Here is a 23328-nt window from a genome sequence, read left to right as displayed (position 1 = left end):
GGGGAAGACGGCGCCGGTGCTGCTTCATGGGACTGAGACATCAAGGACAGGCTACACGTCAGCCGTGCAATGGGGCCGAATGGTGGTTAACTACTGCAAGGACAACGCGGGCCCCGGCCCAGAGCCTCAACAGAAGGACTGCTCATGCCCACCTCCGGGCCCCATCACCAGCCCCCGCGGCCTTCCCGGGCCGAGGCGGCCCCGACGCCTGGCGGACGTGCCACGGGGAAGGCCCGCCGCGGCGTCGCGCCGGCCACTCCTGGCGGCCGGCCACTGCGCGGCGGCCAGGGCATGGACGCCCCGTTCGCCGAACCTCTCACGGGCTGGCAACCGCCCCAGGAGTCCGGCAGGTTCGGCGCCTTCACGGCGGTGCGCGACTTCATCGACCGGCTCGCCAACTCCTCGCCGGCACGTCTGGCGCTCGTGGCCTTCAGCTCGGTCATCCTGCTCTTCACGTTCCTGCTCTCGCTGCCGATGGCGTCCAGCAGCGGACAGGTCACCCCGTTGCACCAGGCCCTGTTCACGGCCGTCTCGGCGGTATGCGTCACCGGCCTGACCGTGGTCTCGACCGCGACACACTGGACCTTCTTCGGGCAGTTCGTGATCATGATCGGCATCTTCGTCGGCGGTCTCGGCACGCTGACACTCGCCTCGCTCCTGGCTCTCATGGTCAGCAAGAAGCTCGGCGTGCGCGGCAAGCTCATCGCCCAGGAGGCCATGAACAACGCCGGCAGGCTCGGTGAGGTCGGCACCCTGCTCCGGGTGGTCATCATGACCTCCATGGTGATCGAAGGCGCCCTGGCCCTCGCCCTCATCCCGCGCTTCTGGACGCTCGGCGAGAGTTTCTGGACGGGCATCTGGCACGGCGTCTTCTATTCGATCTCCGCGTTCAACAACGCCGGGTTCACGCCGCACTCGGACGGGATCGTGCCGTATGAGACCGATCTGTGGATCCTGATCCCCCTCATGCTGGGGGTCTTCCTGGGTTCCCTGGGCTTCCCGGTGGTGATGGTCCTGCAGCAGAACGGCCTGAACTGGCGCAAGTGGAACCTCCACACGAAGCTGACCATCCAGGTGTCCCTCATCCTCCTGGTGGTCGGCAGCCTCCTCTGGGCGCTCATGGAGTGGGACAACCCCCGCACCATCGGCAGCATGGGCATGGGGGACAAGATCATCCATTCCGTCTTCGCTTCCGTGATGACCCGTTCGGGCGGCTTCAATCTGGTGGATCAGAACCATCTGGATTCCACCACCATGCTCCTGACGGATGCGCTGATGTTCGCCGGCGGCGGCTCGGCGTCGACGGCCGGCGGCATCAAGGTCACCACCATCGCCGTGATGTTCCTGGCCATCCGCGCCGAGGCCCGCGGTGACGCGGACGTGAAGGTCTACGGCCGCACCATCCCCCAGGGCACCATGCGCGTGGCGATCTCGGTGATCGTCATGGGTGCCACGTTCGTCTCCGTGGCCGCGTTCTCGCTGCTCGCCATCAGCGGCGCCAGCCTGGACCGGGTGCTCTTCGAAACCATCTCAGCCTTCGCCACCGTGGGGCTGAGCACCAACCTCAGTGCTGAACTGCCGCCCGCGGGCGTATATGTTTTGAGTGCTCTGATGTTCGCCGGACGCGTCGGCACGGTCACCCTGGCCGCGGCGCTGGCGATCCGGCAGCGGAGCCAGCTGTACCACTTCCCGGAAGAGAGGCCGATCATTGGCTAAGAACCAGGGCGCCACGAACCGCCCCTCCCCCAACGCGCCGGTCCTCGTGATCGGGCTGGGCCGCTTCGGCGCCGCGACGGCCGAACAGCTGGTCAAACAGGGCCGTGAGGTCCTGGCGATCGAGCGGGACCGCACCCTGGTCCAGAAGTGGGCTCCGGTCCTGACCCATGTGGTCGAGGCCGACGCCACGAACATGGACGCTCTGCGCCAGCTGGGCGCGCAGGAGTTCTCCTCGGCCGTGGTGGGCGTCGGCACGTCCATCGAGTCGAGTGTGCTCATCACGGTGAACCTGGTGGACCTCGGCATCGAGCACCTGTGGGTCAAGGCCATCACGCCGTCGCACGGCAAGATCCTCACCCGCATCGGCGCGAACCACGTGATCTACCCGGAGGCCGACGCCGGCGTCCGCGCGGCGCACCTGGTCTCCGGCCGCCTGCTCGACTTCATCGAATTCGACGACGACTTCGCCATCGTCAAGATGTACCCGCCCAAGGAGACCGTGGGCTTCACCCTGGAGGAGTCCAAGGTCCGCTCCAAGTACGGCGTGACCGTGGTCGGCGTGAAGTCCCCCGGCGAGGACTTCACCTATGCCCGCCCGGACACCAAGGTCTCCAGCCACGACATGCTGATCGTCTCCGGCCACGTCGACCTCCTGGAGCGCTTCGCGGCACGCCCCTGACGCTCTCTCTCCTTCGGGCGCAGGCTCGCGAGGCGGCACGCCCTTCGGCTCGCGAGGTCACAGTTGAGGCCCGGAAAACCACGTTTTCCGGGCCTCAACTGTGACCTCGCGGATGGGGTGCGGCGGCGTCAGTCCAGGCTGGCGGTGATCTCCGCGGCACGCGCCGCAGCGGCACGCGCACCGGCGGCGATGATCGCGGGGATGCCCTGCTCGTCGAAGGTGGCGATGGCGCGTTCCGTGGTGCCGTTGGGGCTCGTGACGGCCTTGCGCAAGGCCGTGGCGTCGGCGCCTTCCTCGCCCAGCATCAGGCCCGCGCCCGCCACCGTCTCGCGCGCCAGGAGGGCGGACAGCTCGGGATCCAGCCCCAGTTCGACGCCGGCGGCGGCCATGGCCTCAGCCAGGTAGAAGGCGTAGGCAGGCCCGGAGCCGCTGACGGCGGACAGGGCGTCCACCTGCTCCTCCGGGATCTCGACGACGGTCCCCACCGTCTCGAACAGCTCCCGCACCGTGGCGAGCTGCTCGGCGCTGGTGCTGGTGCCTCCCGACACGGAGATGACGCCCTTGCCCAGGCGGGCGGGCGTGTTGGGCATGGTGCGGATCACGGGCTGGCCGGCGGGCAGTGCCTCTTCCAGCTGCGCGATGGACACGGCCGCGGCCACGCTCACCACCACGGTCTCCGGAGCGAGCACCGGGGCGATCTCCCGGGCGAGCGCGGCGATGCCCACCGGCTTGACGCCCAGGATCACGACGCCGGCGTCCCGCACGGCTTCACGGTTCGCCTCCGCGTCCTCGGAACCCGCGATGGCCACCACTCCGTGGCGCTCGGCGAGCTCGGCGGCTCGTTCTGCGCGACGCACCGTGGCGACGATGTCGCTGGGCTCAGAGCCCGCGGCGATGAGGCCGGACAGGATGGCTTCGTTCATGGATCCACAACCGAGGAAGGCGATTCTGCTCATGGTCCCATCTTGGCATGGAGCGTCCGGGCGGGCACGAGGCTCTTCCCCGGTAGACCGAGTCGGTCGATGCCGAGCGGGGCACACTCCGCCGACCAGGGTGGCTCGGCCTTCGCCCGCTCCCTGAGACGCAGGTCACCGGCCGTTTTCCCGATTCCCAGGCTATGCACGGGTTCGGTGAAGCCTCTACACAACTTGCCTTCCTAGAGTAGTTAGTACCTCAAAGGGTGCGAGTGAATCTGCGGATGCGAAAGCGTCCGCACGGAAGTCGGCAGCTGTTCGGGTTTTCCCCCTGATCCCCCGTTCAGCTGCCGGCTTTCGGTCTTTAACGCCGCGTTACGCGGTCCGCCACGCCCGGACTCCTCACGTCATCTGGCGTCTTGGACAAAGTTTCCCCACGTCAAACACGTGTTCGGTAGAAATCACCGCTTTTCCCAGGGAGTTCCAAGGTAAAAACTGTTGTTTCCGGGAGCTTGAAGAGTAAAGTAGTTATTGCCTCATGGAGGTGCGAGTGATGATCCAGCCCCGCAAGGGCTGGACGACGCCGGGTAGTGCAAGGAACGTTCCCCCCAAGTGTTCCTTGAATAAGCTACCCGGCGTTCGCTCGTTAACGACCAAGTTCGTTAACAACCAGGTTCGTCAAGGGGCGAGGCCGTCAGAAGCCCTGGTTCTCCCACATCGGACCCCCCGGCGAGCCGGCACCTCGCGGCACCGGCCCGCCGTCGGGCCCCCGCCCGTCAGAGCCCGGCCAGCAGCTTCTTCATCTCGGCGATCTCCGCCGCCTGGTCGGCCACGATCTTGCGGCTCAGCTCCACGGCCTTCGCGTCCTTGCCCTCGCGGCTTTCCGTACGCGCCATGGTGAGCGCACCCTCGTGATGCTTGATCATCTGTGTCAGGAAGAGCCGCGCCGCGGCCGTCCCCTGAGCGGATTTCAGCTGGTCGAGATCCTCGGCGCTCATCATCCCCTCCATCGAGTGGCCTCCGTGATCAGCCGGATTCTCTCCCCAGGCGCTGAGCCAGGAAGTGAGCGTCGCGATCTCCGGGCCCTGGGCCTGCTGAATCTTGCGCGCCAGAGCCGTCACTTCCCCAGGCAGCCCCTTTTTCTCCAGCACGATCCCGCTCATCTCGAGGGCCTGCTGATGGTGCGGGATCATCATGGCGGCGAACATCGTGTCCGCGGCGTTGTGGCCGTCTTGAGCAGGGGTGCCGGCCGACGACGCCGGAGCGCTGGACGCGGACATGCTGTGCCCGGGCATCCCGGCCATGTCCCCGCCTGAGCCCACGGATCCCGTCGAGCAGGCCGAGAGCAGGAGGGCCGCGCCGAGGCCGGCCGCCGTGGTGATGAGTGTCTTCTTCATGAAATGGGTCCTTCCAGTGGATTCAGGTTCGGTCTGCGATGCCACCGGGACCTCACGTTCTGCTGATGCAGAGCTCCACCAGGGACGGCGCTCCCGGACCACGGGACGACGCCGGGACCGTCTGCCCCCGGAACACCGTCTCCGGGACGCTCCGGGGTCCGGCCGGAACCGCAAGCCCCGGGGCATGACCGCCCGGCAGGAGGACGCAGCCCGACCCCGCACCCGCCATCGTGTGACACGGACCCGGACCGTCACACGGTGCGGGAGCCTCCGACGGCGAGCCGTCGACGGGGTGGAGGACGGCGTCGTCGTCATGGGCCGGCTGAGCGGCCGCATGCGAGTGGGCTGCCGCCATCGGGAGTCCCGCGAGAGGGTGCATGCCGAGCAGCCCGGCCAGCACGCCGACGACGAGCAGCAGCCGCTTCAGCACGGTCATACGAGCGACGCCGGATCGAGCCGGAGGCGGCGCAACAGCTGTGCGTTGAGGGCCACCACGATGGTGGACAGGGACATGAGCACGGCACCGGCCGCCGGGGACAGCACGACGCCGGCGAAGGCCAGGACGCCCGCGGCCAACGGCACCGAGAGGAGATTGTAGCCCGTGGCCCAGACCAGGTTCTGCCACATCTTCCGGTAACTCGCGCGGGAGAGTTCGACCAGGGAGAGAACGGCCCGCGGGTCGTTCCCCGCGAGCACCACCCCGGCCGATTCGACGGCGGCGTCCGTGCCGGCGCCGATCGCGATCCCCACGTCGGCCCGGGCCAGCGCCGGGGAGTCGTTGACCCCGTCGCCCACCATCGCCACGCGGAGGCCGCGGGCCTGGAGCTCCGCGACCTTGCCGTCCTTGTCGGCGGGCAGCACCTCGGCGAAGACCTCGTCGATGCCGAGTTCGGACGCGACCGCCTCGGCCACCTGACGGGCGTCGCCGGTGATCATGGCGACCGTGATCCCCCGCGCCTGGAGAGCGGACACCGCCTGCCGGGACTCCGGGCGGATGCCGTCCTCCAGGCTCAGAGCGCCCAGCACGGTCCGGTCCCGGAGGACGTGCAGCACGGCCGCGCCGCGCGACGACCAGGCCTCCGTGGCCTTCCGCAGCTCCTCAGGCGCGGCGACGTCCAGTTCGGCGAGCAGGGCGGGGCCACCCACCCGGTACTCGACGCCGTCGACGACGGCGCGTGCGCCCCGCCCGGTCAGGGCTTCGAAATCATGGGCCGCGGGAACCGTCAGGCCACGCTCCCGGGCCGCGCGGACGATCGCGCGGGCCACAGGGTGCTCGCTGTCGGCCTCGACGGCGGCCGCGAGGGCGAGCATCCGGTCGACGTCGCCGTCGATCGCGGCAGTCTCCCGGACGGCCGGCTCACCCTGCGTGAGGGTTCCGGTCTTGTCGAAGAGCACGACATCCACGGTCCGCATCTTCTCCAGAGCGATCCGGTTCTTGATGAGGATCCCGGCCCGCGCCGCCCGCTCCGTGGAGATCGCGATCACGAGCGGAATGGCCAGGCCCAGGGCGTGCGGGCAGGCGATCACGAGCACCGTCACGGTCCTGGTCACGGCCTCGGGGATGTTTCCCAGGAGAGCCCAGACGAGGAAGGTCAGGAGCCCGGCGCCCGTGGCGAAGTAGAACAGGAAGGCGGCCGCGCGATCCGCGAGAGCCTGCGTCCGGGACGAGGACGCCTGCGCTTCGGCGACGAGCCGCTCGATGCCCGCCAGCGCGGTGTCCCCGCCCACCGCGGTGACCCGGACCCTCACGCTGTTGTCCGTGGCGACGGTGCCGGCGACGACCTGGTCGCCCGGGGACTTGAGCACGGCCCGGGACTCGCCCGGGATCATCGACTCGTCGAACTCGGCCCGCCCGTCCGTGATCACGCCGTCCGCGGGCATCCGCGATCCGGACCGGACCAGGAGCAGGTCGCCCGCCCGCAGCGCGGAAGTCGGCACCGTCTCGGTCCCCTGATCCGTGAGGCGCTCCGCCTCATCGGGCAGGAGCGCGGCGAGGGCGTCGAGCGCACCGCGGGCCGAGCCGAGGGCCCGCATCTCGATCCAGTGCCCGAGCAGCATGATGGTGACCAGCAGAGCCAGCTCCCACCAGAAGTCCAGGTCGAAGCCCCCCAGGCCCAGCGTGGTGGCCCAGGACGCCAGGAAGGCCACGGTGATGGCCATGCTGATCAGGAGCATCATCCCGGGGCGGCGATCCCGCAGTTCCTGGGCGCGGCCTTTCAGGAACGGTGCGCCGCCGTACAGGAAGATCACGGTGCCGAGAATGGGCGTGATCCAGGACGAACCGGGGAACTCCGGGGCGCGGAACCCCAGCAGGTGGCCCACCATGGGGCTGAAGAAGACCACGGGGACGGAGAGCATGAGCGTGAGCCAGAACCGGCTGCGGAACATCGCGGTGCTGTGCCCGGCGTGCTCCCCATGCTGGTGGACCTGGTGATCGTCGTCCGGCGCGTGGTGGTGGGTGGGGTGGGTGTGTGCTGTCGTGGTGGCCGTGTCGGGCGCCGTCTTCAACGAGCCGGGCTCGTGGGAGCCGGACTCGTGGGAACCGGGCTCGTGGGAGCCGGACTCGTGGCCGGCGGCGTGGCCCTGTTCGCCGTGGCCTGCAGAAGCCTCGGCATGAAGGGTTTCAGGATCCTGCGGATGGTGATGGTCGTGCTGCTGGTGCTGCTTCATGTCCCCTCCCGGGAGATCTGCCGATCCGCTGCCGACGGGACCGCGCCCGCCGGCAGCGGATCGGCTCAGCGTTCGCTCAGGTGGTAGCCGGTGGACGCGAGAGCGTCACGCACGGCGGAGAGTCCGGCCGTTCCCGAGACACGGAGCCGCGAGGTTCCGCCGGGGACCAGCTCGATGCTGCTGGATTCGACGCCGTCCACTGTGGAGAGCGCCGTCTCCACCTTCCGGACGCAGCTGCCGCAGCTCAGGCCGTCGACGCCGACGTCGAGCGTCTGCGCCTCCTGCCGGGTCCGCTCAGGAGCTGTTTCCGGCGCGTCGGCCGATGGAGTGGTCGCCGCCGGGGCGCAGCAGGCGCAGGACGATTCCTGCACGGGGGTGAGGGTCAGGTTGTTCCGGAGTCCGGAGTCGCACATGTCAGTTCCATTCCTTGACGCGAGAAAGGTCTTGGGTGCTGGGGTTGAACGGCTGTGACGGCGGCGGAAAGACGACCGCCTGGACATACCACTTCACTGACAACGCTTCAAAAATACCCCTGGGGGGTATCTACGTCAAGCCCTCACTCCGATGACATGAACCAGGCGGGATCGCGGGGATGCTCGAAACAGTGGGTTTCCGCCGAAACCGCGCGCAGAACACACTGTTTCAGCGGAAACCCACTGTTTCGGCGAAAGAGGATTAAGGGAGTGGCTAGCGGGCCAGGTGACGGCGCGCGAAATCGAGGGTCTGCGCGAGCATCTCTTCCCGCTCCCCCGCGACCTTGGCCTTGCGGGTGCTGATCTCCGCCACCACGACGCCGTCGAAATCGGAGGCGGCCAGGTACCGGAGGGCTTCGGCGCAGCGCTGATTGCCCTCCCCCGGCATGAGGTGCTCGTCCTTGCTGCCCACGCCGGTGCCATCGGTGAGGTGCACGTGCCGGAGCGCGGAGCCCAGCTCTCGCATGGCGTCCAGGCTGTCCATGCCCGCCGTCGCGGAGTGCGAGAAGTCCCAGGTCACATGCTGATACCCGAATCCGAGCGGGTTCCAGTGCGGCAGGTACATCAGGATCTCCCGGCCACGGACACGCCAGGGGTACATGTTCTCCACGGCGATCTTCACGCCGTGACGCTCCTGCGCCTCCAGCACACCGTCGAAGAACTCTTCCGCATAGCCGTTCTGCCAGCGGAACGGCGGGTGTACGACCACCACGTCGCAGCCCACTTCGCGGGCCATCAGGCACGACTGCTCGATCTTGTTCCACGCCTTGCCCCACACCTGCTGGGTGAGCAGCAGGGTCGGCGCGTGGATGGACACGATCTCCTGGCCGTACCGTTCACTCAGCTGGCGGAGGGCCCGGGGATCCTGGCTGATGGGGTTGTTGGTGACCATGACCTCCACCCCGTCATAGCCCAGGTCCTGGGCCACGGCGAAGGCGTCATGGACGCTCAGCGGGTACACGGAGGCGCTGGACAGCGCGACCGTGAGGGGAGACCTGCCGGATTCGGCCATCTCAGAGTTCTCCCTCGTCCTTGACATGGGCCGGCGGATCAAGCGGCCCGTCGAAGACCAGCTGGTCGAGACGCCGCAGGATGAGCCCTTCACGCAGAGCCCAGGGGCAGATCACGATCCGCGGCTGGTCGAACAGTTCCAGCGCGGCCTCGGCCACGAGAGCGCCGGCCAGCAATTGGGGCGCCCTGGCCTGCGAGACGCCGGGGAGATGCAGCCGGTCCTCGGCACTCATGGCGGAGATCCGCTGCGCCCACAGCCCGAGGTCCTCCCGGAGAAGCTCACGCCGCACGTACGGGCCGGCGGCACTGGGCGCGGCACCGGCGATCCGGGCCAGCGACCGGAAGGTCTTGGACGTCCCGGTCACCACATGCGGGGTTCCGACCCGGGCGAAGTCCTTCACCACGGGCTTGAGCGTGGACCGGATGTACTTCCGGAGTTCCTTGATGCTCTTGGCGGTGGGAGGGTCCTCGGCCAGCCAGTCACGCGTCAGGCGGCTCGCGCCGAGCGGCACACTCGTGGCGATCTCCGGAAGCTCGTCACGGCCCAAGGCCATTTCGAACGACCCTCCGCCGATGTCCAGGTCCAGGACGGTGCCCGCCGCCCAGCCGAACCAGCGCCGGACCGCGAAGAAGGTCATCTCCGCCTCTTCGCTGCCGGACAGCTCGCGCAGGGTCACGGTGGTCTCGTGCTTCACGCGGGCGAGCACCTGCGGACCGTTCGTGGCTTCCCGGATCGCCGAGGTGCAGAAGGCCAGGAGGTCCTCCGCCTTGTGCCGGGCAGCGAACTCCCACGCCTCCAGGACGAACTCGACGAGTTCCTTCTGCCCGGCCTCGTTGATGCTGCCGTCCGGCTCCAGATACTGGACGAGGGACAGCGGCCTCTTGTGCGAGGCGAACGGCACCGGCTGGGCACCCGGATGGGCGTCCACCAGCAGCAGGTGGACGGTGTTGGAACCGATATCCAGGACGCCTAGACGCATGTGCTCATTATGTCCTGTGTCAGGCCTTCTTCTTCGCGGCCGGCTTCTTGGCCGTGCTCCGTGACGTGGTGCTACGGGTGGTCCTCTTCACCGGTCCCTTGGCCCGCTTCTCCGCCAGAAGTTCGACGGCGCGTTCCCGGGTCAGCTCCTCGACGCTCGTGGAGCGCGGGACGGTGATGTTGGTGATCCCGTCGGTGATGTACGGTCCGAAGCGGCCTTCCTTCACCACGATGTTCTTCTCCGACACCGGGTCCGGTCCGAACTCCGCGAGCGGCGGAACGGCCGCACGGGCGCCACGCTGCTTGGGCTGCGAGTAGATCTCCAGCGCCTGTTCCAGGGTGATGGTGAAGATCTCCTCTTCGGAGCCGATCGACCGGGAGTCCGCGCCCTTCTTCAGGTACGGGCCGAAGCGGCCGTTCTGCACCGTGATGGGAGTGCCTTCCTCATCCTGGCCCAGCACGCGGGGCAGGCTGAGGAGTGCGAGGGCCTCGTCCAGGGTGACGGTGTCCACGGACATGGACTTGAAGAGCGAACCGGAACGCGGCTTGACCTTGACCGGCTTCTTCGGAGGCTTCGGCTTGCCGTTCTTGTAATACTCGACCGGCTGCGCGGCGATCTCCTCGGCCGTCGGCTCGGGGATGATTTCCGTGACGAAGGCGCCGTAGCGGCCGTTCTTGGCCACCACGGTGTGCCCGGTGTGCGGGTCCACGCCGAGGACGCGCTCCTCCGGGGCGGAGTTCTCCAGCAGCTCGCGGGCCTTCTCCGGGGTCAGCTCGTCCGGTGCCAGGTCCTCGGGGACGTTGGCGCGCAGCGCCTCCACGACCTCGCCGGTCTTGGCGTCGACCGTGGGGACGGTGCTCTCCAGGTACGGGCCGAACTTGCCCACCCGGAGGACGATGCCGTCGGTGACGGGGATCGAGTTGATGTCACGGGCGTCGATCTCGCCGAGGTTGTTGACCACGGACTTCAGGCCGGCTTCCTTGCCGCCGTCGCCGAAGTAGAAGTGCTTGAGCCAGCTCGCGCCGGGCTCCTCACCGCGGGCGATGCGGTCCAGGTCCGTCTCCATGTCGGCGGTGAACTCGTAATCCACGTAGTCGGAGAAGTGCTGTTCGAGCAGCTTGATGACGGAGAACGCGATCCAGCTGGGAACCAGAGCGGAACCCTGCTTCCGGACATAGCCGCGGTCCTGGATGGTGGAGATGGTGGCCGCGTACGTGGACGGACGGCCAATGCCTTCCTTCTCCATCTCGGCGGTCAGCGAGGCCTCCGTGTACCGCGGGGGCGGCGAGGTCTGGTGCCCGACGGCGGTGATGTCGCCACCCTGCAGGCGGTCACCTTCACCGACGTTCGGCAGCCGGCGGGACTCGTCCGAGTCGTCCTCGCGGCTTTCGTCCTTGCCCTCCTCATAGGCGGCCAGGAAGCCGGGGAAGGTGATGACGGTGCCGGACGCCGTGAACTCGGCGTCCCGGCCGTCGGAGGACACGGCGCCCAGCTTGATGGTCGCCGTCGAACCCTTGGCATCCGCCATCTGCGAGGCGACGGTGCGCTTCCAGATCAGTTCGTACAGGCGGAATTCGTCCGCGGAGAGCTGGGACTTGACCTGTGCCGGGGTGCGGAAGGCGTCGCCGGCGGGGCGGATGGCCTCGTGAGCCTCCTGCGCGTTGGCGCTCTTGTTGGCGTACACGCGGCGGCTGGACGGGATGTACTCGGCGCCGTACAGCTCGCTCGCCTGCTTCCGGGCCGCGTTGACGGCCTCGTCCGAGAGCGCCGACGAGTCGGTACGCATATAGGTGATGTAGCCGTTCTCGTAGAGACGCTGCGCCACCTGCATGGTGATCTTCGAGGAGAAGCGGAGCTTACGGCCCGCCTCCTGCTGGAGGGTCGACGTGGTGAACGGCGCGGCCGGACGGCGGGTGTACGGCTTCGTCTCCATGGAGCGGACACTGAAGTCCGCGGAGCCCAGGTTCTCCGCCAGGCTGGTGGCGGAGGCTTCGTCCAGCAGGGCCACGGCTTTGCCCTTGAGCTGACCGGCGTCAGTGAAGTCCTTGCCCGTGGCAAGGCGCTCGCCGTTGACGGCGCTCAGCTTGGCCTTGAAGGACTCGCCCGCGGCGCTGAAGACCCCGGTGAGGTCCCAGTACGAGGCGGACGTGAACGCCATGCGCTCCCGTTCGCGGTCCACCACGAGGCGGGTGACCACGGACTGCACGCGGCCTGCGGAGAGGCCGCTGGCCACCTTGCGCCAGAGCACCGGGGAGATCTCATAGCCGTAGAGGCGGTCCAGGACGCGGCGCGTCTCCTGGGCGTCCACCAGATCGGTGTCGATGTCCCGCAGGCTCGTCATGGCCCGCTGGATGGCTTCCTTGGTGATCTCACCGAAGGTCATCCGGTATACGGGGACCTTGGGCTTGAGCACCTCGAGAAGGTGCCACGCGATGGCCTCGCCTTCGCGATCCCCATCAGTGGCGAGGTAGAGCTCGTCGGCGTCCTTGAGCTGCGCCTTGAGTTCCGCCACCACCTTCTTCTTGTTGCTGGAGACCACGTAGTACGGCTTGAAGTCGTGATCCACGTCCACCGCGAACTTGCCCACCGAGGTCTTCTTCAGCTCGGCGGGGAGTTCGGAGGGCTGCGGCAGGTCACGGATGTGACCGATGGAAGCCTCCACCACGAAACCCTCGCCCAGGTACTTGGCGATGGTCTTGCTCTTGGCGGGAGACTCCACGATCACGAGTTTCTTGCCGGTCTTGGCCTTGGTGGGCACGGTGCTCCTACGGAATTCTTCTCTGGCGGGCCTGACGCCCATATCTGCCTAGTTCACCACACTTTGCCGGGCAGTTCCGACATGAAGCCTGCCCTGTGGACATCCGGCCTCCGGCCGGGAAGGGACTGTGGCTCAGGGAGCGCTGTCCGGGACGATCGACCACAGCGCGGAGACCCGTCGGGTCTCCTCGGTGGCGTCGCTGCGGTCCGTCACGGCGTATTCCCTGATCAGCTGGTTCATCCGGTCGATCAGCTCACGTGCCTTGGACGGGTCCAGGTAGAGCACCTCGGTGGACATCGACATCGAGGGGAAGCGCTGATCCTCGGCGCCCCGCAGCGTCAGCTCATCCCGTTCCTGATTGTGAGCGAGGATACGGCGGCGCTGCGCGTCCAGCTCGAGATCCAGGATCGCAAGCTCAGGGTGCCCCGAGCCGCTCACGGACTTGATCATGAAATCGGTGCCCGCAGCCTTCCAGCGGCGCTCACGCGCGTCGCCGTCGCTTTCCGCGGGTTCCACCATGCCCCATTTCTGGAGTGCGCGGAGGTGGTAACTCATCGCACTGGGGGTGAGTCCGGTGACGGCTGCGAGTTCGGTGGCCGTGCGGCTCACCTGGCTCGAATAGAGGTCACTGATGGCAGCCAGGCGAGCGGCATGCGCAAGCGCACGGATGGCCTTCGGGTCGGAGATCTCCACCTGGCGGCGGGGCTCCTGCGCAGTTTCTGAAGCCTGGGTGCTCACAAAACCATTCTATCGATTGGGGGGCAGATATGAAGGAAATCTTTGACGAAACTGCCCCTGAGGTCCAGCACTCCGTCAGGGCTGGGACACCAGGCCTACGGGAACAAGAAAGCCATCGATCACCAAATTGTGCACGTCTTCCAGCAATGCGGCAATGCGGGACGCGTCATCGATCGGTCCGGCGCCCTCCGCCGAAGGGGTCAGACTCACGACGGCGGCGGCCAGCTGCGCGGCCGTGAAGTCGCCGTCGCAGGCCGAGACGAAGCCCGCGAGCTCGCTGCTGAGCAGGTTGGTGCGGCGCAGTCCGGCGCCTTGCCGGAGCAGGATGACCCCCGGGTGTTCCGCACCGGGCCGCTGATGCCGCTCCTCGGTCACGTCCTCCGCCACGACGAAGGCAGCGTCGCCCACGTCGTGGCTCTCGAGCCAGGCCCGGCGCTCCAGGGCGGCGAGCAGGTGAGGACCGAGCGGCTGTTCCACGGGATAAGTGATCTCCTCGAAGCGCTCGAGATCGGAATCCTCCCCCGAGCCGGTGAGCAGCACCATGCCGAAGCCGACCGCCCCCACACCACGGGCCGCGAAGTCGCTCAGGTAATCCCGGTAACTGCGGGCGTACAGCCCGGGGTCGCGGCCTTCCGAGGCGTCGTGCAGCCAGGTCTCGGCGTAGAGCTCGGGGCTGAGCTGCTCGCGCTGGATGACCCAGACTCCCGCGCCGTCCGGCAGCCACGACCGCACCCGCTCGTGCCACGCGGCGCCTTCCGTGATCTCCCAGTTCCCGAGCATCTGGGCCGTGCCACCCGGGTTGAGGGCGCCTGGCAGGTCCCGGAACAGCGTGGAGACGATCGCATCACCCGGCAGCCCGCCATCGCGGTAGGTGAACTGATCGTCGGTGGACTCACCGTCATGACGCGGGGTGATGACGAACGGCGGGTTGGAGACCACCAGGTCGAAGCGCTCCCCGGCGACCGGATCCAGGAGCGAGCCGGACCGCAGGCTGACGCGGTCGTCCGGACTCTCCGGATCGATCCCCAGAGCGTCGGCGTTGAGCAGCAGATTGAAGCGGGTGAAGGCGAGCGCCCGCGAGGAGATGTCCGTGGCGACCACGTGCCGCGCGTGCTGGAGCAGGTGGAACGTCTGGATGCCGCAGCCCGTGCCGAGGTCCAGCGCGGTCGCGACGGGCCGCCGCATGGTGACCTGGACGAGCGTGGTGGACGCCTGACCGATGCCGAGCACGTGGTCGTGCCGGAGCACCCCGGGCCTCTGGTGGGCGCCCAGATCGCTGGCGACCCAGAGCAGCGACTCCGCCCCGTCCTCACCGGTCCACGCGTAAGGCCGCAGGTCGACGGCGGCCTGGACGGCGCCGTCGTCGGCCCGCTCCACGAGGCCGAGCGTCAGCAGGCCGTCGACACCCAGCCGGGGAAACGCCGCCTCCAGCGCCTCGGCCTGCTGCGGCGCGGCCAGCAGCCACAGCCCCACGACGACGGCGAGCCCCCGCCCGGCGTGCCGCTCGAGGGCGATGCGGGCCGGCACGAGCTGGTCCCGCGAGAGCGCCTCGTACGCGGGCGCTCCGAGGAGGTCGGCGACGCCGTCGGCCGTGTAGTCGAGAGCTTTCAGATCCGAGGCCAGGGCCTGGAGCAGAGGGAGATCGTCGGCGCGCGGCGCGTCCACGCGGGCTTCGGGCGAGTCCTGCCAGGAGGTCTGTTCAGTCACCTTGCCATGGTAGGCGCACCGGCCCGGGCCGGGCGGGCTGGGGCGCCGCCTCTACCCCGCCAATTGTTATTCCGGTAGCATCACATGTTGCCTGACGCGAAACCTGCGGGCTCCCCGTTGATTCGCCCGGCGTCGATTCGAAGGAGCATCATGGAGACACCCACCCAGGCCAGCGTCGAAGAGGCTGCGGCAGCGATCGTCCAGGCTTTCCGGGCGAATGACCGGGACGCATATTTCGGCGCCTTCGCCGAGGACGCCACGTTCGTCTTCCACCCCGAACAGCACCGCCTGAACGACCGCGCCTCCTACGAGCGCGCGTGGGACTCCTGGCGCGCGGAAGGCTGGGCCGTCCTCGACTGCGTCTCCCGTGACGCCCTCATCCAGTGCTACCCCGGGATGGCCGTCTTCACCCATACCGTCGACACCACGGTGGATCCGGGTGATGGCAGCGCCGAGCGCAGCACCGAACGCGAGACCATCGTCTTCCGCACCGAACGGGACGGCCTGACCGCCGTCCACGAGCACCTGTCCACCGCCCCCGGGGAGTGACGCGTGTCCCTGAAAACGGTCTACGCAGGACTCGACGCCCGGCTCTCCGCGGAGGCTGACAGCTCAGGACCCGTCCAGGGCACCCTGTCCGGCGCCCGGATCGGGATGATCTGGCTCGCCGCGAACCTCGTGGTCACCACGCTGCTGACGGGCACGCTGTTCGTGACCGCGGTGCCGTTCCCCACCGCCGTCACGATGATCGTGGCAGGGACGCTGGTGGGCGCCGTGGTCCTGACGTCCATCGGCGCGATCGGCACGCGCACCGGTCTGCCCACCATGGCCGTGACCCGTGGGGCGTTCGGGCTGCGCGGCTCGCTGCTGCCGGTCGGGGCGAACGTCGTGATCCTGATGGGCTGGAGCTGGGTGCAGGCGATGCTGGCCGGCGTGACCGTGAACCATGTGGTCCACGAGTTCACGGGTTTCAGCAATCCGGTGCTGTTCTCGATGCTGTGCCAGCTGCTCGTGGTGATCCTGGCGATCTTCGGGCACTCGGGCATCTCCCGCGTCGAGCCGTGGCTGGCGGTCGTGATCCTGGCGGTCATCGCGTGGATCTTCGCGACAGCGCTGGGCCGATTCTCCCCCGCCGACTTCGCGGGGATCGAGGTGGACCCGGCACTGGGTTCGACGCCTGCGATCGTCCTCGACCTCGTCGTCGCCACCGCGGTCTCCTGGACCGTCCTGTCCGCCGACATCAACCGCATGGCCCGCAGCACTCGCGCCGGAGTCCTCGGCGGAGGCATCGGCTACTCGCTCTCCACGATCGTCGCGATGCTGCTCGGCGCCACCGCCCTCGGCTACGTGGTGCTCTCCGGCGGCGAGGCCGTCTCCTTCGACCCCGTCGCCATCGTGGGGCCGTTCGGGGTCCCGCTCGCACTCGTGATCTTCTTCTCAGTCATGGCGACCAACTCGATGGTCGTCTACGGCATGACCACCACGGTGGTGAACGCCCGGCCCGACGGGCGCGTCCGGTTCCTCCCCGCCGCCCTCATCCTCGGGACGGTCTCGATCGCTGGTTCGGCCTGGCTCGGGCTGCTGGACCAGTTCACGTCCTTCCTCACGGTCATCAGCTCGCTGTTCGTCCCGGTGTTCGCCGTGGTCATCGTCGACTATTACTGGTTCAAACGCGCCCGTTACGGCAAGGACCTGCTGCGGTCCTCCGGCGGGGCGTTCTGGTATTCCGGCGGCGTCAACTGGGTGGCGGTCGTGAGCTGGGCCGCCGGCGCCGCCGTCTCGGTGGTGCTGAGCTTCGTCTGGCCCAGTCCCCTCGGCGCCACGCTGCCGACGTTCGTCTGCTCAGCGCTGCTCTATTGGGGCGGCATGAGGCTGAGCGGTCACACGCGGCCGGCTTCCTGAGGTCTGGTCAGGATTCCGAGGGATCCGCGGAGTCCGCCACCGCCCGCTCGATGCGTCGGTCCGGCACGATCCAGAGGATGGCGACCGCGACGTAGCAGGCGACGCTCACCCAGACGGTGAGGTACGCCGTCGCGCATCCGAGCAGGTAGAGCGCCGTGGAGACCTTCTCCTTGAAGCCGCGGTTGATGGCTGAGGCGAGGCGGCTGCCCGCACCCTGGATCCGGATCAGTCTGTTCTGCAGGATCGCATAGGCGACGGCGCACATCAGCAGATTGAAGCCGTAGACGAGCACGGGGAGCGGGCTCAGCGAGGAGTCGTCCATCCAGCGCGTGGTGAACGGCACCAGGGACAGCCAGAACAGCAGATTCAGATTGGCCCAGAGCGCGCCCCCGTCCACCCGCTTCGTGAGGTGCATGAGGTGGTGGTGGTTGCTCCAATAGATGCCGATGTAGATGAAGCTGAGCACATACGTCAGCAGGGTGGGCAGGAACTCGGCCATGCCCTTCAGATCCGGGCTGTCCGGCGTCTTCAGTTCCAGCACCATGATGGTCAGCGCGATCGCCATGACGCCGTCGCTGAACGCTTCGACTCGTGTGGTCTCCATGCACCTCAGTGAACCACTCCGGCGCAAGGGCACGACGGCGCACGGTAGCGTAGAAGCATGACCTCCCGCATGACTGTCCTCACCCGCGCCCTCACGGCGGGAGCGCTCGGCGCGCTCCTGCTGGGAACGGTGTCAGGATGCGTGCAGCGGCCGGGCATCGAGCAGGTGGACGTGCCGTCCTGGCAGGCCACGGCCCTCCCCTCGGCCTCGGGTGCTGTTCTGGGCGGCAGCGGGAAGCTGGTGGACCGCCAGCCGGCCGACACGTCCCTCGCCCATCTCGAGGCCGGGAAGTACACCTTCACCATGACCTGCGAAGGCAACGGCAAGACGTATTTCACCCTGTCCGTGGCGGGCAAGGAAGCGGCCGATGCCACCAGCGCCTGCAACGGCAACAAGGACGTCGTGACCGTGTCCCTGCCGGCCGGGGATCTCAGCGTCAAGGCGTCCACGGTGGACGCCCCCATCATCTACGCGTTCCAGCTCGTCCCGAAGGGCTGAGCCGGGGCCTGGCGCAGTAGGCGGACCTGGCTCAGGGCGGGACGGCGGACTCAGGCGGCCTGGCAGCCGTCCGGGCAGCGCAGCTTCTCCGGGTCCGAGGCGCATTCGGCACAGTAGAGCGTCAGAGTGCGGCATTCCGGATTGCCGCAATTGTGGAAGTCACTCGTGGGAGCGGCGCACCGTGCGCAGGCGCCGATGGTCTTCGCCTCGTCGCTGAATTCGAGATGCATACGCTTGTCGAAGACGTAGAGCGAGCCCTCCCAGAGGCCCTTGTCCTTGAACTTCTCGCCGTAGCGGACGATCCCGCCGTCGAGCTGGTAGACCTCGGTGAAGCCGCGGTTGACCATCAGGCTGGACAGCACCTCGCAGCGGATGCCGCCGGTGCAGTAGGTGACGACCGGCTGGTCCTTAAGGTCGTCGTACTTCCCGGATTCCAGTTCGCGGATGAAGTCGTGGGTGGTGGCCACGTCCGGCACGATCGCGTCCTTGAATTTGCCGATCTGCGCCTCGAAGGCGTTGCGCCCGTCGAAGAACCGCACCGGCCGGCCCGCGGCCTCCTTTTCCGCCACCAGGGTGTGCAGCGCCTCGGGCGAGAGATGCGTGCCACCGCCGACGACCCCATTGTCATCAACCTTCAGTTCGCCGGGCGCGCCAAAGGAGACGATCTCCTCACGGGCCTTGACGCTCAACCGTGGGAAGTCCTCCGCCCCGCCGTCGGACCACTTCACATCCAGTCCCCGGAACGCCCCGTACTCCTTGGTGGTGCGGACGTACTCCTTCACGGCCTGGATGGGCCCGCCCACGGTGCCGTTGATGCCGTCCTTCGAGATGATAATGCGGCCCCGCAGACCGAGCTTCTCGCACAGCGCACGCTGCCAGAGCCGGACCGCTTCGGGGTCGGCGACGGGGGCGAAGGCGTAATAGAGGGCAATCTTGTTCTGGGCCACCGTTAAAGGTTAACGTTCCCGCGGATCGGAGGCGCCAGGGCGGGCCCCGGCTCGCATCCAGCAGGCTCCGAGATGACTTTGAGACTGAGAGTTTACCGACAAGATACTGATACCGACTGTCGCTTTAACCGGCCCTGCCATAGGCTCGAATCATGACTGCGGAGACCCTGATGGAAGACATTGACGGCCTGCTGGATGTCTGGGTGGAAGGCTGGGCCGGCTGCCGAGGCTATTCGGTGGAGCGCGTCGGCGCCTTCCCTGCCGTGGACCGTGACGACACCGTCAAGGCCCGCGAGTTCTTCGCCGTGGACCCCTCGGCTGAGGATTTCGCAGCGCTCGCTCAGCAGACCCGCGAAGTGCCGGGACGTCTCCTCACGGTCCTGACCCGTGACCCCCAGAAGTACATGGCTCTGGGCGATGCCGAAGGTCTCTTCCTCAATTCGACGTCCGAGTCGATGATGATCGTCGACATGGACACCCAGGACACCGAGGACCCCTGGCTTCCCGACGACGACCTCGAAGTCAGCTACACGGTCGTGGACGGCGCCCACCATGCGGAGGTCCGAGCCGGCGACGTGGTGGCAGCCAGCGGCCGGGTATTCGTGGCCAACGGCACCGTGGCAGTCTTCGACCAGATCGTCACCCATGACGACTACCGCCGCCGCGGCCTCGGCAGCTTCATCATGAAGTCCCTGGCGGCGCGGTCCTTCGAGCACCCGGTGGAGATCGGGCTGCTCCTCGCATCCGCCGACGGCCGGCTTCTTTACTCCCACCTCGGCTGGCAGGAAGTCTGCGCCGTGGTGATGCTCTCCAGCACGGAACAGAAGCCCGCCGACATCTAGGCGTCCCGATTCCCGGTGCTGCGTTTTCCCGGGGCTGGTTTTCCCAGCGCTGGTTTTCCCAGCGCTGGTTTTCCCGGGGCTGGTTTTCTCTAGTGCTGCGTTCAAGGCCCGGCGACCGGGTGACACAATGTTCCGGTGCCCTCCTCTGACTCGCTGATCCCTCTTCTGGGCCGCTCCGCGGATCCGGAGCAGCTTCAGCATGTCCGCACCATCCCGTCACGGAAGGCCCGCTACGGCACGTGGCCGGAGTGGGCGCACCCCGACGTCGTGGCCGCGTATCAACGGCTGGGCGTCGACACCCCGTACGAGCACCAGGTCGCAGCCGCGGAACGCGCCCACTCGGGTGACCACGTGGTGATCGCGACAGGCACCGCCTCCGGCAAGTCCCTGGCGTACCAACTGCCCGCCGTCGATGCCGTGCACCGTTCGGAGCTGCGCGTCCTCGCCGAGCCGGGCAAACTCCACGACGACGGCGCCACCGTCCTCTACCTCGCGCCCACCAAGGCGCTGGCGGCGGACCAGCTGGCCTCCCTCCGCTCGCTGCGTCTGAACACGCTGCGGGCCGAAAGCTACGACGGCGACACCGACGCGAGCTCACGCCGGTGGATCCGCGAGCACGCCAACATCATCCTGGCCAACCCGGACATGCTGCACCACGGCATCCTGCCGAACCACTCCTGGTGGGCTCGGTTCTTCCGCCGCCTGCGGTACGTGGTGATCGACGAGGCTCACAGCTACCGGGGCGTTTTCGGGTCCCATGTGGCGAACCTGCTGCGCCGTCTGCGCCGGGTCTGCGCCTATTACGGCGCGGAGCCCGTGTTCCTCGCCGCGTCTGCCACAGCCGCCGAACCGGCCGAGTCCTTCTCCCGGCTGATCGGCGCGCCCGTGACCGCGGTGACGGAGGACGCCTCCCCTCGGGGCGCCACCACCGTCGCCTTCTGGGAACCCCGTCTGACCGAGCTGCAAGGAGAGAACGGAGCGCCGACCCGGCGGACCGCGATCGCCGAGTCCGCCGACATGCTCGCCAACCTCGTCTCCTCGCGGGTCCGCACCATCGCCTTCATCAAGTCCCGTCGAGGAGCTGAACGGATCGCGTCCATCACCAAGCGCCTCCTCGACGAGGTCGACCCGAGTCTTCCGGGCCGCATCGCCGCGTACCGTTCCGGGTACCTCCCCGAAGAGCGCCGAGCGCTGGAGACCGCCCTGCGATCGGGTGAGCTTCTGGGGGTGTCCAGCACGTCCGCCCTGGAGCTGGGCATCGACATCTCGGGGCTCGATGCCGTGCTGGTCGCCGGCTGGCCCGGGACCAGGGCCTCCTTCTTCCAGCAGATCGGCCGGGCCGGACGTGCCGGCCAGGATGCCGTGGCCGCCTTCGTGGCCAGCGACGACCCCCTCGACACCTACCTGGTGCATCACCCTGAGGCCGTGTTCGACGTCGGGGTGGAGGCCACCGTCTTCGACCCGTCCAATCCCTACGTCCTGGGCCCGCATCTCTGTGCCGCCGCAGCAGAACAACCGCTGCGGCCCGGGGACGAGGAACTCTTCGGCCCCACCGCCCGCGGCATGCTGGACACCCTGGTCGAGCGTGGATACCTCCGTCGCCGGCCCGCCGGCTGGTTCTGGACCCATGCCCAGAGCGCGGCCGGCATGGTCAGCATCCGGGACGACGGCGGAGGGCCGGCCCGGATCGTCGATGCGGAGACGGGTGCCCTGCTCGGGTCGATGGACTCTCCCCAGACGCATTATCAGGCGCACCGGGGAGCGATCTACATCCATCAGGGATCCAGCTACCTCGTGGAGGAACTGGATGAGGAGGACCATACCGTCCTGGTCCGCCGGGCCAATCCGGACTATTACACCACCGCCCGGGACGTCACCCAGGTGGAAGTCCTGTCCGTGGACCGCTCCATGACGTGGGGCGATGTCGCTGTTCATTTCGGTGAAGTCAAGGTGACGACCCAAGTGGTCTCCTTCCAGAGAAAATCGCTGGCCTCCAATGAGGTGCTCGGCGAGGAGCCCCTCGATCTCGAGGCCCGTGACTTGTTCACCAAGGCGGTGTGGTTCGTGGTGGGCAATCAGCGCCTGATGAACGCCGGACTGGTGGAAGCGCAATTCCCCGGAGCACTGCACGCAGCGGAGCATGCCTCGATCGGAATGCTCCCGCTCGTGGCGTCGAGCGACCGTTGGGACATCGGCGGGGTTTCCACCGCACTTCACGCTGACACCGGACACCCCACGATCTTCGTGTACGACGGGCACGCGGGCGGAGCCGGCTTCGCTGAGCGAGCCTTCGCCAAGGCCCGCACCTGGCTTGCCGCGACACGGGAGGCCATCCTTGCCTGTGAGTGCGAGTCCGGCTGCCCTTCCTGCGTTCAGTCACCGAAGTGCGGCAACAAGAACAACCCGCTCGACAAGGCCGGAGCCGTGGTCCTCTTGGAAGCCTTCCTCAAGGACGCCCACGACTGGACAGGTCCCGCAGCACTCGACGGCGGCGGGTAGTCCCCCAGGTTCTGGGCCGGTGAGCGGGCGGGCTCACCCCATCGGGGCAAGCCCGCCAGCGGACGGTTCAATTCCTCGGGAGGTGAGTAGGCACGCGGCACGCTCGGCCCCTGGGGAGGCGAGTCTGCCAGCCGACGGTTTCAATTCCTCGGGAGGCGGGCCGGCACGCGGACCACTCGGCCCGGAGGGAGGCGGCCGTGACACCGGTCCACTCCGCCCCCTACGGAGGCGGCCCGGCACGGGCACGGCCTTCGCCCCCGTCCAGACCGAACGCGCCGCTGACACTGGTCCGCACTTCCGCGATGTCTCCGGATGGCCCCTGCAGCTCGCAGGAGTCCAGACGGGCTCCATCCCTGGCGGCGATCTCCGCTGCCACCGTGCACGGGTCCCCGTTCCGCAGTCCACGCGCCGCATCCGCCGCTGCGAGCGCAGAGAGGTCTGCCGCAGCGGCCGCGCGGGATGCCAGCGTCGCCGCCTGTCCGAGCAGAACCACGAGCAGCACCGCGGTGACCAGTACGAGCCCGAGTCCCAGTGACAGCACGGTTCCCGAGCCCCGCTCCGGTTCAAGTCCTCGATGCGGACCTCGGGCTGTCGAATGGCTTCTCCAGGAACCAGAACCACCTCGGGTCATGGATCCCCTCCGGTGTCTTCCCTCGCCGCCGTCGATTGCGCGCTCTGGATCCAGGGGACGGCGGTTCCGAGCACCCCTGGAGCGGGGGCCCGGACTGTTGCGCGAACGAAGCCCCCGCCGTCGTCCTGGATTTCGAGCCATGCGTGCGCACCCGCCAGCCGCAGGGCACCGGCCTTCGCGACGTCCTGCGTGTCGCCTCGGGCGAGCGAACGCGAGGCTGCCCGGGCCGCCTCCTCAAGCCGCACTTGCTGCATCGCAGCAGAGCCTGCGCCCAGCAGGACCGCCAGCAGAAACACGACGACAGGCAACGTCACCGAGAACTCGGCCGTCACGCTCCCCCGTTCATCCTGCTTCCCGGGCCG

Annotated in this window: 21 protein-coding genes; 7 read left to right on the top strand and 14 right to left on the bottom strand. The window is 68.1% G+C overall.

All coding sequences use genetic code 11. From position 1 onward, the window contains the following. Window positions 1-291: 291 nt before the first annotated feature. Both AB6732_RS00555 and AB6732_RS00550 read left to right on the top strand, forming a co-directional pair. Entirely contained in the window at window positions 292-1716 is a 1425-nt protein-coding gene (locus AB6732_RS00555) for a TrkH family potassium uptake protein (RefSeq protein ID WP_370959571.1), read from the top strand. Then, window positions 1709-2395 carry a TrkA family potassium uptake protein gene (locus AB6732_RS00550; RefSeq protein WP_066215881.1) on the top strand — a complete coding sequence of 229 codons (687 nt, stop codon included), beginning with the start codon at window positions 1709-1711 and terminating at the stop codon, window positions 2393-2395. Before AB6732_RS00555 ends, AB6732_RS00550 begins: the two co-directional genes overlap by 8 nt. A 128-nt stretch (window positions 2396-2523) precedes the next feature. Here AB6732_RS00550 and proC read toward each other — a convergent pair whose 3' ends face one another. The 10 genes from proC to AB6732_RS00500 all read right to left on the bottom strand — a co-directional run bounded on the left by proC (window position 2524) and on the right by AB6732_RS00500 (window position 15043). Beyond that, window positions 2524-3351: a pyrroline-5-carboxylate reductase gene (proC, locus tag AB6732_RS00545; protein WP_370957566.1), complete on the bottom strand. Its 828-nt coding sequence runs from the start codon at window positions 3349-3351 to the stop codon at window positions 2524-2526. Window positions 3352-4085: 734 nt separating this feature from the next. Continuing rightward, the gene (locus AB6732_RS00540) at window positions 4086-4706 is read right to left on the bottom strand and encodes a DUF305 domain-containing protein (protein ID WP_370957565.1); all 621 of its coding nucleotides are present in this window, start codon (window positions 4704-4706) and stop codon (window positions 4086-4088) included. Window positions 4707-4758: 52 nt separating this feature from the next. Further along, a complete protein-coding gene (locus AB6732_RS00535) occupies window positions 4759-5142 on the bottom strand; it encodes a DUF6153 family protein (protein ID WP_370957564.1) in 384 nt (127 codons plus the stop codon). Further along, entirely contained in the window at window positions 5139-7376 is a 2238-nt protein-coding gene (locus AB6732_RS00530) for a heavy metal translocating P-type ATPase (RefSeq protein WP_370957563.1), read from the bottom strand. The genes AB6732_RS00535 and AB6732_RS00530 overlap by 4 nt, the downstream gene beginning before the upstream one ends. Before the next feature lie 65 nt (window positions 7377-7441). After that, window positions 7442-7789 (bottom strand): heavy-metal-associated domain-containing protein, encoded by a 348-nt coding sequence (locus AB6732_RS00525; RefSeq protein ID WP_370957562.1) that lies wholly within the window; start codon window positions 7787-7789, stop codon window positions 7442-7444. 274 nt (window positions 7790-8063) lie between these two features. Then, window positions 8064-8861, bottom strand: coding sequence for a sugar phosphate isomerase/epimerase family protein (locus AB6732_RS00520; protein WP_370957561.1), 798 nt, complete (start codon window positions 8859-8861; stop codon window positions 8064-8066). A gap of 1 nt (window position 8862) precedes the next feature. Next, window positions 8863-9840, bottom strand: coding sequence for a Ppx/GppA phosphatase family protein (locus AB6732_RS00515; protein ID WP_370957560.1), 978 nt, complete (start codon window positions 9838-9840; stop codon window positions 8863-8865). Window positions 9841-9859: 19 nt separating this feature from the next. Beyond that, a complete protein-coding gene (topA, locus tag AB6732_RS00510; protein ID WP_370957559.1) occupies window positions 9860-12598 on the bottom strand; it encodes a type I DNA topoisomerase in 2739 nt (912 codons plus the stop codon). A 132-nt stretch (window positions 12599-12730) separates the two neighbouring features. After that, window positions 12731-13336 carry a winged helix-turn-helix domain-containing protein gene (locus tag AB6732_RS00505; protein WP_370957558.1) on the bottom strand — a complete coding sequence of 202 codons (606 nt, stop codon included), beginning with the start codon at window positions 13334-13336 and terminating at the stop codon, window positions 12731-12733. 75 nt (window positions 13337-13411) lie between these two features. After that, window positions 13412-15043, bottom strand: coding sequence for a methyltransferase (locus AB6732_RS00500; RefSeq protein ID WP_370957557.1), 1632 nt, complete (start codon window positions 15041-15043; stop codon window positions 13412-13414). A gap of 150 nt (window positions 15044-15193) precedes the next feature. Between AB6732_RS00500 and AB6732_RS00495 the strand changes: the two genes are divergently transcribed. Together AB6732_RS00495 and AB6732_RS00490 are read left to right on the top strand one after the other, a co-directional pair. Then, window positions 15194-15592: a nuclear transport factor 2 family protein gene (locus tag AB6732_RS00495; protein ID WP_370957556.1), complete on the top strand. Its 399-nt coding sequence runs from the start codon at window positions 15194-15196 to the stop codon at window positions 15590-15592. Window positions 15593-15595: 3 nt separating this feature from the next. Continuing rightward, entirely contained in the window at window positions 15596-16945 is a 1350-nt protein-coding gene (locus tag AB6732_RS00490; RefSeq protein WP_370957555.1) for a cytosine permease, read from the top strand. 7 nt (window positions 16946-16952) lie between these two features. Here the strand turns inward: AB6732_RS00490 and AB6732_RS00485 are convergent, their stop codons facing one another. Beyond that, on the bottom strand, window positions 16953-17549 hold the full coding sequence (locus tag AB6732_RS00485; protein ID WP_370957554.1) for a TMEM175 family protein: 597 nt from the start codon (window positions 17547-17549) through the stop codon (window positions 16953-16955). 57 nt (window positions 17550-17606) lie between these two features. On the opposite strand from AB6732_RS00485, the gene AB6732_RS00480 reads away from it, so the two are divergent. Next, window positions 17607-18047 carry a hypothetical protein gene (locus tag AB6732_RS00480; RefSeq protein ID WP_370957553.1) on the top strand — a complete coding sequence of 147 codons (441 nt, stop codon included), beginning with the start codon at window positions 17607-17609 and terminating at the stop codon, window positions 18045-18047. Window positions 18048-18097: 50 nt separating this feature from the next. Here the strand turns inward: AB6732_RS00480 and AB6732_RS00475 are convergent, their stop codons facing one another. Further along, window positions 18098-18994, bottom strand: coding sequence for a rhodanese-related sulfurtransferase (locus AB6732_RS00475; protein ID WP_370957552.1), 897 nt, complete (start codon window positions 18992-18994; stop codon window positions 18098-18100). A 152-nt stretch (window positions 18995-19146) separates the two neighbouring features. On the opposite strand from AB6732_RS00475, the gene AB6732_RS00470 reads away from it, so the two are divergent. Both AB6732_RS00470 and AB6732_RS00465 read left to right on the top strand, forming a co-directional pair. After that, complete coding sequence (locus tag AB6732_RS00470) at window positions 19147-19836, top strand: GNAT family N-acetyltransferase (protein WP_370957551.1); 690 nt, start codon at window positions 19147-19149, stop codon at window positions 19834-19836. Window positions 19837-19971: 135 nt separating this feature from the next. Further along, a complete protein-coding gene (locus tag AB6732_RS00465; protein WP_370957550.1) occupies window positions 19972-22335 on the top strand; it encodes a DEAD/DEAH box helicase in 2364 nt (787 codons plus the stop codon). Between the two features lie 220 nt (window positions 22336-22555). Here the strand turns inward: AB6732_RS00465 and AB6732_RS00460 are convergent, their stop codons facing one another. Both AB6732_RS00460 and AB6732_RS00455 read right to left on the bottom strand, forming a co-directional pair. Further along, on the bottom strand, window positions 22556-22876 hold the full coding sequence (locus AB6732_RS00460) for an Rv3654c family TadE-like protein (RefSeq protein WP_370957549.1): 321 nt from the start codon (window positions 22874-22876) through the stop codon (window positions 22556-22558). Window positions 22877-22962: 86 nt separating this feature from the next. Further along, window positions 22963-23298 carry a TadE family type IV pilus minor pilin gene (locus AB6732_RS00455; protein ID WP_370957547.1) on the bottom strand — a complete coding sequence of 112 codons (336 nt, stop codon included), beginning with the start codon at window positions 23296-23298 and terminating at the stop codon, window positions 22963-22965. Window positions 23299-23328: the final 30 nt, after the last annotated feature.

It is taken from the genome of Arthrobacter sp. RCC_34, assembly GCF_041360795.1.
Lineage (GTDB): Bacteria > Actinomycetota > Actinomycetes > Actinomycetales > Micrococcaceae > Arthrobacter_E.
This window is presented reverse-complemented; position numbering and strand designations above follow the sequence as displayed.